General features: G+C 62.1%; 13 protein-coding genes. 5 read left to right on the forward strand and 8 right to left on the reverse strand.

The annotated features are described in order from the left end of the window. Window positions 1–105 precede the first annotated feature (105 nt). The 4 genes from PSH81_RS04915 to PSH81_RS04930 are packed head-to-tail and all read left to right on the forward strand — an operon-like array spanning window position 106 to window position 4,890. The gene (locus tag PSH81_RS04915; protein WP_305392094.1) at window positions 106–1,641 is read left to right on the forward strand and encodes an efflux transporter outer membrane subunit; all 1,536 of its coding nucleotides are present in this window, start codon (window positions 106–108) and stop codon (window positions 1,639–1,641) included. A gap of 10 nt (window positions 1,642–1,651) precedes the next feature. After that, a complete protein-coding gene (locus PSH81_RS04920) occupies window positions 1,652–3,829 on the forward strand; it encodes an FUSC family protein (RefSeq protein ID WP_192297579.1) in 2,178 nt (725 codons plus the stop codon). Next, window positions 3,819–4,019, forward strand: coding sequence for a DUF1656 domain-containing protein (locus PSH81_RS04925; protein ID WP_017738673.1), 201 nt, complete (start codon window positions 3,819–3,821; stop codon window positions 4,017–4,019). The genes PSH81_RS04920 and PSH81_RS04925 overlap by 11 nt, the downstream gene beginning before the upstream one ends. 10 nt (window positions 4,020–4,029) lie before the next feature. Next, a complete protein-coding gene (locus tag PSH81_RS04930; RefSeq protein WP_226457462.1) occupies window positions 4,030–4,890 on the forward strand; it encodes an HlyD family secretion protein in 861 nt (286 codons plus the stop codon). Between the two features lie 509 nt (window positions 4,891–5,399). Here the strand turns inward: PSH81_RS04930 and PSH81_RS04935 are convergent. The 3 genes from PSH81_RS04935 to PSH81_RS04945 all read right to left on the reverse strand — a co-directional run bounded on the left by PSH81_RS04935 (window position 5,400) and on the right by PSH81_RS04945 (window position 7,550). Then, window positions 5,400–5,747, reverse strand: coding sequence for a hypothetical protein (locus tag PSH81_RS04935; protein ID WP_305392095.1), 348 nt, complete (start codon window positions 5,745–5,747; stop codon window positions 5,400–5,402). Window positions 5,748–5,967: 220 nt separating this feature from the next. Beyond that, window positions 5,968–6,369 carry a DUF4440 domain-containing protein gene (locus tag PSH81_RS04940; protein ID WP_305392096.1) on the reverse strand — a complete coding sequence of 134 codons (402 nt, stop codon included), beginning with the start codon at window positions 6,367–6,369 and terminating at the stop codon, window positions 5,968–5,970. Next, the gene (locus tag PSH81_RS04945) at window positions 6,366–7,550 is read right to left on the reverse strand and encodes an MFS transporter (RefSeq protein ID WP_305392097.1); all 1,185 of its coding nucleotides are present in this window, start codon (window positions 7,548–7,550) and stop codon (window positions 6,366–6,368) included. The genes PSH81_RS04940 and PSH81_RS04945 overlap by 4 nt, the downstream gene beginning before the upstream one ends. A gap of 110 nt (window positions 7,551–7,660) precedes the next feature. Here PSH81_RS04945 and PSH81_RS04950 point away from each other — a divergent pair, with 110 nt between their 5' ends. Next, window positions 7,661–8,518, forward strand: a complete 858-nt coding sequence (locus tag PSH81_RS04950) for a LysR family transcriptional regulator (RefSeq protein WP_305392098.1) — start codon at window positions 7,661–7,663, stop codon at window positions 8,516–8,518. Here PSH81_RS04950 and PSH81_RS04955 read toward each other — a convergent pair. The 5 genes from PSH81_RS04955 to PSH81_RS04975 form a co-directional block, all read right to left on the reverse strand. Next, window positions 8,515–9,327: an SDR family oxidoreductase gene (locus PSH81_RS04955; RefSeq protein WP_226457458.1), complete on the reverse strand. Its 813-nt coding sequence runs from the start codon at window positions 9,325–9,327 to the stop codon at window positions 8,515–8,517. The genes PSH81_RS04950 and PSH81_RS04955 overlap by 4 nt on opposite strands. 14 nt (window positions 9,328–9,341) lie before the next feature. Beyond that, window positions 9,342–9,806 (reverse strand): multidrug transporter, encoded by a 465-nt coding sequence (locus PSH81_RS04960; protein WP_124527405.1) that lies wholly within the window; start codon window positions 9,804–9,806, stop codon window positions 9,342–9,344. Window positions 9,807–10,083: 277 nt separating this feature from the next. Further along, complete coding sequence (locus tag PSH81_RS04965; protein WP_226457456.1) at window positions 10,084–11,535, reverse strand: mannose-1-phosphate guanylyltransferase/mannose-6-phosphate isomerase; 1,452 nt, start codon at window positions 11,533–11,535, stop codon at window positions 10,084–10,086. Window positions 11,536–11,686: 151 nt separating this feature from the next. Beyond that, window positions 11,687–12,340 (reverse strand): alginate O-acetyltransferase AlgF, encoded by a 654-nt coding sequence (locus tag PSH81_RS04970; protein WP_192297567.1) that lies wholly within the window; start codon window positions 12,338–12,340, stop codon window positions 11,687–11,689. Window positions 12,341–12,356: 16 nt separating this feature from the next. Beyond that, the gene (locus PSH81_RS04975) at window positions 12,357–13,532 is read right to left on the reverse strand and encodes an alginate O-acetyltransferase (RefSeq protein ID WP_192297565.1); all 1,176 of its coding nucleotides are present in this window, start codon (window positions 13,530–13,532) and stop codon (window positions 12,357–12,359) included. Between the last annotated feature and the right edge of the window lie 10 nt (window positions 13,533–13,542).

The following is a 13,542-nucleotide window of genomic DNA, read 5'->3' on the forward strand; positions in this document are numbered from 1 at the left end:
AGAACGGTAACAAAGATTCACAGGAATACCCGCTTATCGTCCTCCAGGCCGCCGCCTAGAATTGCGCTACCTACCTCGCAACACCACCTCAGGAATACGCTTGCCGTGCCGCGTCGCATCAGCAGAGAGCCGAAGACTCTCATTAACAGAGGGCTGAAGGCTCTCAGTGTTTGCGCCTTATCGTTAGCAATCAGCGGCTGCATCGGAACCGGAGGAATCGCCCCCCAAGGCCAGGCCCTCAGCGCCAATACCCTGGCCACCGACGAAGCGATCCAGAGTGCCATCCGGGATGCCCATTGGCCCGCCAGTCAGTGGTGGCAGGCCTATGGCGACCCGCAACTGAACCGTTGGGTCGAACTCGCCACGCAAAACAGCCCAAGCCTGGCCATGGCCGCCGCCCGTGTGCGTGAAGCGCGCGCCATGGCCGGGATTGCCGAGTCGGCCGAGTCGCTGCAGATCAACGGCAACACCAGCCTCAAGCGCCATAACTGGCCGAAAGACCAGTTCTACGGCCCTGGCGAGCTGAGCGGCGCCAACACCTGGGACAACAACGCGTCCCTGGGCCTGAGCTACGCCCTCGACCTGTGGGGCCGCGAAAGCAACACCACCGAGCGCGCCGTCGACCTGGCGCACATGAGCGCCGCCGAGGAGCGCCAGGCCAGGCTCGAATTGCAGAACAACGTGGTGCGCGCCTATATCCAGTTGTCGTTGCATTACGCCAACCGCGACATCGTTGCCGCGACATTGGCCCAGCAACAGCAGATCCTCGACCTGGCCAACAAACGCCTGGACGCCGGGATCGGCACGCACTTGGATGTCAGCCAGGCCGAAACCCCGTTGCCGGAAACCCATCGCCAACTGGACGCCCTGGACGAAGAAATCGCCCTGAGTCGCAACCAGATCGCGGCACTGGCCGGCAAAGGGCCGGGGGAGGGCGCGCAATTGCAGCGTCCGAGCCTGGCCCTGGCCGCGCCGCTGAAGTTGCCGTCGAGCCTGCCCGCACAATTGCTCGGCCAGCGCCCGGACGTGGTTGCCAGCCGCTGGCAGGTCGCGGCCCAGGCCCGTGGCATCGATGTGGCTCACGCCGGGTTCTATCCCAACGTCGACCTGGTCGGCAGCCTTGGCTACATGGCCACGGGCGGCGGCATGCTGGAGTTTCTGGCCGGCAAGAAATTCAACTACAACGTGGGGCCGGCGATCACCTTGCCGATCTTCGACGGCGGGCGATTGCGTGCCGAACTGGGCGAAGCCAGCGCCGGGTATGACGTGGCCGTGGCCAAGTACAACCAGACCCTGGTCAATGCGCTCAAGGGCATCAGCGACCAGTTGATCCGCCGCGAATCCATGGACAAGCAATCGGCCTTCGCCGCGCAATCGGTGGCTTCGGCGCAGAAAACCTACGACATCGCGATGATCGCCTATCAGCGTGGCCTCACCGATTACCTCAATGTGCTCAACGCGCAGACGTTGTTGTTCCACCAGCAGCAGATCGAGCAACAGGTCCAGGCCGCGCGCCTGAGCGCCCATGCCGAACTGGTCAGCGCCCTGGGCGGCGGTCTGGGTGCTGGCGACGACGTACCACCAGACGCCAAGACCCTTCCGAGCAAGACCCCGGCGGCACTCGCCGTGTTTGATCACTGAGTAGGATTTGATGACTCCCTTGCCTGCACCGCTGCGCTGGCTGCACTCCCTTGAGTGGCGCCGCGGTTTTTTCGACTGGGCGCGCAGCGACGGCGTGACCTGGGTGTATATCTTCAAGGTGCTGATCGCCGCGTTTCTCACGCTGTGGCTGGCCATGCGCCTGGAACTGCCGCAACCGCGCACCGCGATGATCACCGTATTTATCGTGATGCAACCGCAAAGCGGCCAGGTGTTCGCCAAGAGTTTCTACCGCTTCCTCGGCACCCTGGCGGGGTCGGCGGTGATGGTGTTGTTGATCGCCTTGTTCGCGCAGAACACCGAACTGTTCCTCGGCGCATTGGCGATCTGGGTCGGCGTGTGCACGGCAGGGGCGACCCGCAACCGTAACTTTCGCGCCTATGGTTTTGTCCTTGCGGGCTACACCGCGGCGATGGTCGGCTTGCCCGCCCTGGCCCATCCAGACGGCGCCTTCATGGCGGCGGTGTGGCGCGTGCTGGAAATCTCCCTGGGGATTTTGTGCTCCACCCTGGTCAGCGCCGCGATCCTGCCGCAAACCTCCAGCGCCGCCATGCGCAACGCGCTTTACCAGCGTTTCGGCGTGTTCGCGCTGTTCGTCACTGACGGCCTGCGCGGGCGCAGCCAGCGCGAAGGGTTCGAGGCCAGCAACGTGCGCTTTATCGCCGAAGCCGTGGGCCTGGAAGGGCTGCGCAGCCTCACGGTGTTTGAAGACCCGCACATGCGCAGGCGCAACGGGCGGCTCAGTCGCCTGAACAGCGAATTCATGAGCATCACCACGCGCTTCAACGCCTTGCACCAGTTGCTCGAACGGCTGCGCACCGATGCGGCCGATCATGTGGTGGCGGCCATCAAGCCGGGCCTGCACGACCTGGCCGAACTGCTCGACGGCTTCTCCGGGCGCGCCCTCACCAGCCCCGACGCCGCGCGCCTGGTGGTGCAACTCAGCGCCTACAAGGACGGCCTGCCCGCCAAGGTGCGCAGCCTGCGCGCAACTTTCCAGGAAGGTGACCCCACCGACGCCGAGCAACTGGATTTCCACACCGCCTACGAGCTGCTGTACCGCTTCGTCGACGATCTGCACAACTACGCGCAAACCCACGCCTCCCTGGCCGACCACAGCCACGCCCGCGAAGACTGGGACGAACCCTACACGCCGAAAACCAACTGGCTGGCCTGCGCCGCCTCGGGGATCCGGGCGTCATTCATCCTCATCGTGCTCGGCAGCTATTGGGTGGCCACCGCCTGGCCCAGCGGCGCGACCATGACCCTGATCGCCGCCGCCACCGTCGGCCTGTCCGCCGCCACACCGAACCCCAAGCGCATGGCATTCCAGATGGCCTGCGGCACTTTGATCGGCGCGCTGGTGGGCTTTGTTGAGATGTTCTTCGTGTTCCCCTGGATCGACGGCTTCCCGCTGTTGTGCGTGATGCTCGCGCCGGTGATCATCCTTGGCGCGTTCCTCGCTTCGCGGCCGCAATACGCCGGGGTGGGCGTGGGGCTGCTGATCTTCTTCAGCACCGGCTCGGTGCCGGACAACCTCACGGTCTACAACCCCTACACCTTTATCAACGACTACATCGCCATGATCATCGGCATGTTGGTGTGTGCCGCCGCCGGGGCGATCATCCTGCCGCCCAACAGCCGCTGGTTGTGGCGCCGCCTGGAGCAGGACCTGCGCGAGCAGGTGGTGTATGCGATCAGCGGCAAGCTCAAGGGCCTGGCGTCGAGTTTTGAAAGCCGCACCCGTGACTTGCTGCACCAGGCCTACGGCCTCGCCGTCGGCCAGCCGCAAGTGCAGCGCGACCTGTTGCGCTGGATGTTCGTGGTGCTTGAAGTCGGCCACGCGATCATCGAGTTGCGCAAGGAACAGGCGATTTTGCCGGTGCATCCGGCGTACGCCGAATCCCAACCGTGGCGCCAGGCGATCCGCGTGATGGGGCGCTCGCTGGTGCGGCTGTTCCTGCAACCCAGCGCGAGCAACCTGGAGCGCGGCCTGATTGCCGTCGACCACGCGATCAGCCGTGTGCAGGCCACCGACGAACCCTTCGCCCCGCACTTCGACACCTCGGCCCTGCGCCGGGTGAAAAGCTACCTGCACTTTATCCGCACCTCGCTGCTCGACCCGCAATCGCCCCTCGCTGCCCTTAAAGGAGCTGCGCATGCCCCGTGAAATCGCGTTCCACGGCATCTACATGCCGACCATGACCCTGATGTTCCTGATTGCAGCCGTGTTGGCCTGGGCCCTGGATCGCTTCCTGGCCGGCTTCGACCTGTACCGGTTTTTCTGGCACCCGGCGCTGCTGCGCCTGAGCCTGTTCGTTTGCCTGTTCGGCGCCCTGGCGCTGACCGTCTATCGTTGAGAATGCCCCGATGAAAAAGTTTTTCAGCCTGCTCGCCACCTTGCTGGTACTGGCTCTGGCGATCTGGATTGGCCGTACGTTGTGGGTGCACTACATGCAAACCCCATGGACCCGCGACGGCCGTGTGCGCGCCGACATCATTAACGTCGCCGCCGACGTCACCGGCGAAGTCGTCGACGTGCCGGTGCGTGACAACCAGTTGGTGAAAAAAGGCGACCTGCTGATGCAGATCGACCCCGAGCACTACCGCATCGCCGTCAAGCAGGCGCAGTCCCTCGTCGCTTCGCGCAAAGCCACCTGGGAAATGCGCAAGGTCAACGCCCACCGCCGCGCCGACCTCGACGCCCTGGTGATCTCCAAGGAAAACCGCGACGACGCCAGCAACATCGCCGACTCGGCCCTGGCCGATTACCAGCACGCGCTGGCGCAACTGGAAGCGGCCGAGCTGAACCTCAAGCGCACCCAGGTGCTGGCGGCGGTGGACGGCTACGTCACCAACCTCAACGTGCATCGCGGCGACTATGCGCGCATCGGCGAGGCCAAGATGGCCGTGGTGGATATGAATTCCTTCTGGGTGTACGGCTTCTTTGAAGAAACCAAGTTGCCCCATGTGAAGGTCGGCGATAAAGCCGATATGCAATTGATGAGCGGCGAGACCTTGAAGGGCCATGTGGAAAGCATCTCGCGGGGCATCTACGATCGCGACAACCCCGAGAGCCGTGAGCTGGTGGCCGATGTGAACCCAACCTTCAACTGGGTGCGGCTGGCCCAGCGGGTGCCGGTGCGGATTCATATCGATGAAGTGCCGGAAGGCGTGCTGTTGGCGGCCGGTATTACCTGCACCGTTATCGTGGACCAGACGCAGAACTAAAGGTGTGGGCTTGCTGTGGCGAGGGAGCAAGCTTCCTCGCCACACTGAGTCAGTCATTTCAGTTAATGAGCGACTTGGCGGCTCTGATTTTTCGTCGGCGCTTGACCCGCAGCATGCTGACGAAGCGGCGGTGGTTTCTTGTATGGAGCATCAGTAGACAAGCCAGGGATTGGAACAGAGGGAATACTGCAAACAGAGTCACGGGGTGGTTCCCAAGATAGTCCGCCGAAATCAAAGCGTTCAAGACGGCGACGCATACGAGTAATGGCGGCCCTAGTCGAAACCCAACTGCTACCAGGGCTAACCCAATGCACATTGTCAGTAGCAATACCCAGCTGGCCACTACCGCGTATTCGCTGGGGAGATAATTTATTCGTGCGTAATACGTCAGACTATGTGAAAGGTTTCCTGATATGGCGACCATATTCATGGACACCGCAGTTCCCACAGTGAATGCGAAACGTTGGGTGTAACGACGCAACGTTCGTGGCGCTCGCACGGGATCGATGTTATTGCTCATGGCTGCCGAACTCCTCGTAGATGGCAATGACGACGTGGTTGAGATTTTCTGAAATGCCGCTGCCCGTTACCGCAAACGCGGCACCCACCTGATCGGCTAATTGAATGAAAATATCCCGACGTATTTGGGCATTACTGAAGCGTTTGGGGAGTTTTCCGGCCAACTGCATTAACCGGATCATTTCGCGAGGACGGCGAATGTTCTGCAGGCGCAGAACCTCATTTGTCAGCTTTGCGCGTTCCTGGCGACTCATGCGTCTCAAAATGTCCTTCAGATCGCGGCCCGTTGTGGTGGTGTGCGCCGTCGGCACGCCGCTTTGCAGGAAATCCCTGGGCATCCTTTCACCTGTGGGTAGACAGAGGTGAAAGAGACTGAGGATTGGTTCCTTGGAATGATGTCAGGCGGTTCGCTGTTTCTTGTAGTACCTGGCCCGACTAGCCAGGCGTAAAGCTAAAAAGTGGGAGCGGGCTTGCTCGCGAATACGGAGTGTCAGCCAACAGATTCGTCAACGACCCACCGCTTTAGCGAACAAGCCCGCTCCCACATTTTCGACCGCATCAGACCTTGATGAAGGTTTCGTGCAGGTGGCGCCACAGCAGCGCGCCGCTGGCCTGTTTCTCGAACACCACCGTGGCGCGACGATCGGTCTGCGTGCCGCTGTCATCCACTTGATGCTCTCGGTAAGTCACCGTCGCACCGCGTGCATGCCGGTCGATCCCGGCCATCTCACTCAAGGTGATCTTCAACCCCGGGCGCATCCCGCCCAGGCGTGTGAACAACGCATTGACCCCGGCCGCATTGACCCGCGTGCCGGTGGCGGGGGCGACCATGCTGAACTCGGGGGAGAAGCGCGCAAGCAGGTTCTGCAAGGTGCCCTGCGGTGCGATGCCAGCAAACCACTGTTCGATCTCGACGTGGGTCTGGATCACTTCTTCAAAAAAATCGCTGTAGTCAATCATTGGTCAGCCTCGCTGGCAGGGTGAAGCAGTGTCCGTACCCTGGCGGTATCCAGGCGCAGCACCGCAAAAGCAGGTAGCAGTGTCAGAGCTGCCGCCATCGTGAAGGTTATGCTGAAGGAATCCAAGGCCGACAACAGCGCACTGAGCGCCGCGGCCCCCAGGCAAAAGCTCATTTGTCGATTGATATTCCACAAGGCGCTGGCGTGGCCCATGCGTTCGGCAGGGATGTCGATAAAGGCCAGGGTTTGCGCGGTGCTGCTGCACAGGCTGCCGCCCAGGCCCATCAAGCAGTAGGCAGCGATGATCAGCGTCGGTTCGTTCAGCAACATAATGCCGACGCATTGCAGTGCCATGCCCGTCAGCAGTAAAGGCTTCGGCCCCCAGCGGTTGAACAGTGTTTTGCCAAGGTAGATCGCCACTGCCGACGCCAGCGCCCACGGCAGCATGAGTGCGCCGGTGCGGGTTGCGTCGTAACCCAGGCCGCGTAGATAAAGGACGGCAATCAGGCTGGTGCCAATGAAGACGCCAGGGATGAACAGGTAAACCAGCATCGCCACGCGCAGCATCGGGCTGCGGACTTGTTTGAAAATGCCGCCCACTTCCAGTCTCGGGCGTGGGTTCGTGGGCCCATCGGGTGTTATCCACAGCAGCGCCAGCAACAGTGTGATCAAGGCCAGTGGCAGGTTGGCGTAGAAGATCCAGCGCCAGGACATGCTGTCGACGATCAAGCCGCCCAAGGCGGGGGACAACGCTGGCACCAGCAGCGCCACGGACATCACCCGTGCCGTCAACTGGCTGCGCTCATTTGCCGGAAAATACCGATAGGCCATGGCCTGCCCAACGGGAATCAGCAAGCCGCCGCCCAGCCCTTGCAGCGCACGCCAGCCGATCAACGTGTCAATGGAAGCCGCCTGGCCAACCATCACCGATGCGCCCGCAAACAACAGCAGGCTGGCAGCGATCAACGTGCGCTCGCCCAGCATTGCCGCCAGCCACACACTCAATGGAATGATCAGCGTGAGACCGAGCAGGTACGCATTGCTGATCCACGCCAATTGCGTGACCGAGGCGTGCAGGTCGCGGGCGATGTCCGGGTAGGCGACGGTGGCGACAAACATGTTCACCAGGTCCAGGGCAAAGCCCAGCAAAAATATCCAGGCGACTTTCGAGCGGTAGGTCATGAGCGCGATCCTGCGAATGAAGCGGGCAGGGTAGGCCGGGCATTGCAGTTGGGCTACGTCGGTTTGCCTGTTAGTTTGTCAAAAATATTTTGACAAAGGAGGCCTGGCCCATGGTCAGCCTGGACCGATTCGACACCTTCAAGGCCGTGGTCGAGGCCGGCTCGCTCACGGCTGCGGCCGACCTGCTGGGCCAGACCCGCGCCGTGGTCAGCTTCAATCTCAAGCGCCTGGAAGCGGAGCTGGGCGTGACTCTGCTGACCCGTAACACTCGCCAACTGGCATTGACCGATGCCGGCGAACGCTTCTACCTGCGCTGTACCCGCATGCTTGAAGAAGCGCGGTTGGCGGTCGAAGAAGCGCGTTCGGAGCACGCCCAACTCAAGGGCACATTGCGCATCACCACCACGGTGGAATACGCCCTGGCCGTGGTTGCCCCTGCCGTGGAGGCCTTTCGGCGACTACACCCGGACCTGAACATTCACTTGTCCACGTCCTCGACCCATGCCGATCTGATTTCCGAGCGTTTTGACGTGGCGATCCGGTTGGGGCGCCTGCCGGATTCCAATCACCGTGCGGTGCAGTTGTCGACGTTCGAGGTATTCGCCGTGGCGGCACCGGTGTTTGCCGGGGCTGCCACCCTGGATGAACTGGAGCAGTTGCCCCGCCTGGGCCATGGGCGGCTGACGGGATTGACGGTAACCGACCCGGCAGGCACCGAATGTCTCTACCGCGTCGGTCAAACGACATTGGTGGCCGACAGTGCCGCTGTGCTCCAGGCGTTCGCTGTGCACGGCCACGGTGTAGCCGTGCTGCCACAGTGGCTGGTGAATGACGATCTGGAAACGGGGCGCTTGGTGCGTCTGTTACCGGACCATCGCTTCGACCCCCAGGGGGTTTATGCGATGTATCCGGACACCCGGCATTTACCCTTGAAGGTGCGGGCGTTCATCGATTTCTTGAAGGGTTAGAGCGCGCCATCCAGCCCAAACCGTTTCTTCAACACCTTGTCCAGCAACCCCTTGGGCAACAGCGCCGCCATCAACGGCAGCGCCCGGCTGCCATTGCCTGCGCGCAGCAGGCGTGGCGGCGTGGCTTGTTGTACGCCCTTGAGCACCTGGGCGGCAAACCGGTTGGCCGGGGTGGGGTTGTCCTGCGAGGCCTGTGAGCGCGCGCGAATGCCTTCGCGCAACGGCCACCAGGGCGATTTCTCGCTGATCAACAGCTCGGCCTGGGCACCGGCGTTTTTCGCGAAGCTCGTATCGATGGCCCCCGGTTGCACTTCCATCACGCGAATGCCAAACGGCGCCAGCTCCATGCGCAGGGCATCGCTCAAGGCATGCACGGCGGCTTTGGATGCGCAGTAGGCACCGGCAAACGGCGTGACCAGCACCCCGGAAACACTGCCGATATTCACCACCAGGCCTTTGCTGCGGCGCAGTGCCGGGAACAGCGCCTGGGTCACGCCGACGATGGAGAACACGTTGGTCTCGAACTGGCGCTGCATCGCCTCGGTGCCGCCGTCGAGCAGCGGGCCCATGGCGCCGTAACCGGCGTTGTTGACCAGTACGTCCAGCTCGCCCAACTGTTCAGCCAGGTGCTGCAAGGCGGCGCTGTTGTTGACGTCCAGTTGTACCGCGTTGAAGCCGGCGGCGGCTAAACCGGCAACATCGTCCGGTCGACGGGCGCTGGCCCATACGCTGTAGCCGGCGGCTTTGAACGCGTCAGCCAGGGCGCGGCCGATACCGCTGGAACAGCCGGTGATGAGTACGTTGGGCATGGATCAATCCTTTGTCAGTCCGAGAAGCTGCCTTGCAGGTGCTCGGCACGAAATTCCAGGGTTTGCGGGCGGTAGCCGGGGCGCAGCGGTGGGGCGGGCAGGCAATCGTCCCAGGTGGCGCCGGCCTGCAACTCGCCGGGGCCGCGGTAGCGCGGGGCGGCGTAGACGTTGTCGGCCAGGTTGACGGTGTCGCCCGGCGCATAGGCGGCGACGCGCCAGCGCAGTTCGGTGAGAGGCACGTCGTTGCCATTGTTGAGGACCAGTTTCAGCGGACGGTCGGCGGGGCATTCCTCAGGCGCGTAGGTGATGCGCAGTTCCAGGCGCGCCAGTTGCGAGGCTTCGCGGTTGTCCAGCCAGACCACCCAGATGGCGACGAAACCCAGGCCGACCGCGGCCGCGAGGGATACCGGCAAGGCCTTGGCGGGGTAGCGCAGCAGCAGGATCAGCCAGGTGATGATCAGGAGAACGCCGAAGAACATGGAGACCACCTCGAATGGGGAGCGAGCATCCTAACTTAAGCGTAGGTGGGTTTGGGCGGCTTGAGAGATAGGTTGATGCGGCTGACGCCTTCGCGAGCAAGCCCGCTCCCACATTTTGACCGCGTATAACCTTTGGAATGCAATCAACCTGTGGGAGCGGGCTTGCTCGCGAAGAGGCCCTCACAGTCACCCCCAAACCCACAGAAAAAGCCCCCGCCCAACCGGCTGCGGATAGGGGACGCAGTCGGCTGGACGGGGGCTTCTTTTTACGACTGTTTTACTGCGCGATAGTTTTCACCGACACGCCACGCTCAACCGGCGTCGAACGCCCGTAAATATCTTCAAAGCGCTCGATGTCATCCTCGCCCAGGTAGCTACCCGATTGCACTTCAATGATCTCCAACGGGATCTTGCCCGGGTTGCGCAGGCGGTGCACCGAGGCAATCGGGATGTAGGTGGATTGGTTCTCACACAGCAGGAACACATTCTCGTCGCAGGTCACTTCGGCCGTGCCGCTGACCACGATCCAGTGTTCGGCGCGGTGGTGGTGCATTTGCAGCGACAGGCACGCGCCCGGCTTGACCGAGATGTGCTTGACCTGGAAACGCCCGCCCATGTCCACCGAGTCGTAGGACCCCCACGGACGGTAGACCTCGCAGTGGTTCTGGGTCTCACTGCGCCCCTGTTCGTTGAGGGTGTTGACCATCTGCTTGACGCCTTGGACCTTGTCCTTGTGGGCAATCATCATCGCGTCCTTGGTTTCAACGACCACGATGTTTTCCAGGCCGATCACCGACACCAGCTTGCCGTTGCCGTGGATCATGCAGTTCTTGCTGTCCTGGATCACCACGTCGCCCTTGGTCACGTTGCCGTCGGCGTCTTTATCGTTGACCGCCCACAGCGAGGCCCAGCAACCCACGTCGCTCCAACCGGCGCTCAGCGGCACTACACAGGCGCGCTGGGTTTTTTCCATCACGGCGTAGTCGATGGAGTTGTCCGGGCAGCAGGCGAAGGTGGCTTCGTCGAAGGACACGGTGTCGGCATCCTGTTCGCTGCGCTCAAGGGTCAGCAGGCAGGTGTCGTAGATGTCCGGATCGTGCTTTTTCAGCTCTTCGAGGAAGCGGCTGGCGCGGAACAGGAACATGCCGCTGTTCCAGAAATAGCCGCCGCTTTTGACGAACTCGACCGCGCGTTTTTCATTGGGTTTTTCCACGAACTGCTCGACGCGGCTCACGCCTTCGGGCAGCAGCGAATCAGCGGTGGACTTGATGTAGCCGTAGCCGGTCTCCGGACGGGTCGCCGGTACGCCGAACAGCACCATCTCGCCGCGTTCTGCTGCCACGGTGGCCAGGGCCAGTGCACGTTGCAGGGCTTTCTGATCTTCGATCACGTGGTCGGCGGGCAGCACCAGCATCAGCTCGTCGCGGCCTTCGTTGACCAGCATCATCGCGGTCAGGGCCACGGCCGGCGCGGTGTTGCGGCCGAACGGTTCCATCAGGATGCGCTGGCAGTCCAGCTTGCGGTTGCTCAGTTGCTCGTTGACGATGAAGCGGTGGTCTTTGTTGCAGACCACAATCGGTGTGTCCATGCCTTCGAATACCAGGCGTTCCAGGGTTTGCTGGAACAGCGTGTGCTCGCCCGTCAGCGCCAGGAATTGTTTCGGGAACTGTTTACGCGACAGCGGCCAAAGACGGGAGCCGCTACCACCGGAAAGGATTACTGGGATCATGGGTGTTTCTCCTTGAATCGAATTGGGTCAGAGCCTGTGGGCGCTGGCTGGCTCGCGAAAGCGGTGTGTCAGTTGGTACAGCGGGTGCTGAACCACCGCATTCGCGGGCAAGCCCGCTCCCACAGGAGGGGGCGTTAAATTGAAAATTTAATCAGCGGGTCGACACTGGGCGTTTCACCCAGACTGGCGACAGGCTCGAACCGGAGCCGGTCACGTACAGCACCGCCGCTTCACCACGTTCCAACGCAACCGGCTTCACATCACCGACTTTTTTGTCACCGTCATACAACGCCAGGCTCACTTTCACCGGGTTGATTTCACGCTCGCCACGGCCCTTGGCCGCCACCGACTTGACCACATCGGTCTTGCCGTCGGCGGTTTTCAGGGTCAGGGCCTTGTCGCTGAGGTTCTGCACACGTACCAGGGATTTCTGCTTGTTCTTGAACGGCGGCTCTTCGATCAATTGCGGTTGGCCGCTGCCGTTGTTGACCAGGGTGTAGTAGTGGTCGGCGGCAAGTTTGACCGGCACGGTCTGGCTGCCGACCTTGGCGCTGTAGTCACCGCCGGGCATGAAGCTGAAGTCGCTGCTGGCCAGGGGCGCAACGTCGCTGAGGTTGGTGCTGCCAACCGTCGCGCTGACTTCCTGGTTGGAGGCGTTGAACACGCGCACAAAGCTGGAGCCTTTCGGTGCGACGGGGCCGTACAACGCGGCATCACCGGCAAAGGCCGACATTGACGCGATGCTCATGCCAGCGGCGAGGGCCAGGGTCTTGGCGAGACGACGAGGAGTTGTAGTGAAAGTCATGTGAGTTACCTCTCTTTCAGTTTTGCGCCCGGTCGGGCGTCTCGGATTTTTCAAGGGTGTTCAAAGCCATGTTTTGTTGGCGCGAACCGGCTTGTTTAAGCTGCGCAACCCAGGACGGGTCGGCATCACCGATTTCGTTGTTCACGGGCAGATAACGTTCAGGAAACTCCCAGATCAGCACTTGTGGCGGGCTGTTCTTGAAGTCATCGCTTTTCAGGTAGCTGAGCATCGGCAAGATCGGGCCGTGGCCGTCTTCCGAATAGTTGATGACGTCGCTGTGCAGGGCTTGCTTGAGCGCACCGACGAAGTTCCAGTTGGGGTTGGCGCTGTAGCTGGTGCCGACCAGCGCCACCGGGGTTTCGCTGTTGCTGAACAGCGCATCGTCGCCCCCGGCTTCGGCCAGATGGGTCACGCGTTTTTGCAGCGGTTCTTTGGGTGGCATCAGGTTTTCGAACAGCGGGTCCAGGGGCAGGAACAGACGCAGGTCGCCTTTATGCGGTGCGGTGCTCTCGGCCTCGGTGACAAAACGCTGCGGCTCGCCGCTCAGCGGGGTTTTCTCGGCAATGGTCTTGGCCAGTTGCTTGGCGGCGATTTCCGCACCGTCCGGCGTCCAGTGGGTATCGGTACGCAAGAACACTTGCGTGCCGCTCAGCTTGGCCTGTTGCAGTGGGCCAAGCAGATCAGGTGCCGGGATCTTGTCGGCCGCCACACGGGCGTGGAAGTCCTGATACAGGTTGGCGTGGATGCTTGCCGGCTTCACGTCGCCGACGTGCTCCGGGTACAAGCGCACCTTGGCCGGGACAATCGCCATGACCAACTGCACACCTTGGGCCTTGAGCTTCTGGCGCACGCCTTCGACCAGCGCGTAGTTGCCTTGCAGGTTCTGGTCTTCGTTGACGATGGGGTTGAACTCCTCGTCGCTGTACAACCAGTGGTCGCGGCCCAGCACCACGCCAGGGCGGCCTTCGTTGAACAGCTTGTAGTCCAGCGCCGCCCAGAGGTTGGTGCCCAGGCGCTTGATTGGGAACTCGTCGTCGTAGTGGGTCTCGACGGCCTTGGTCCAGCGACCGTTAAGCACGGTGGCATCGGCGTTGGTGCTAAAGCCCAGGAAACTGCGCATCGACCACAGCCCCAGCACCAGCAGCATGGCCAGGAACACGGTGATGTAGAGCACGCGTAATGATCGGGTCATGTCGGCTCCC

The sequence above is a fragment of the Pseudomonas sp. FP2335 genome, from assembly GCF_030687535.1.
Taxonomy (GTDB): Bacteria; Pseudomonadota; Gammaproteobacteria; order Pseudomonadales; family Pseudomonadaceae; genus Aquipseudomonas.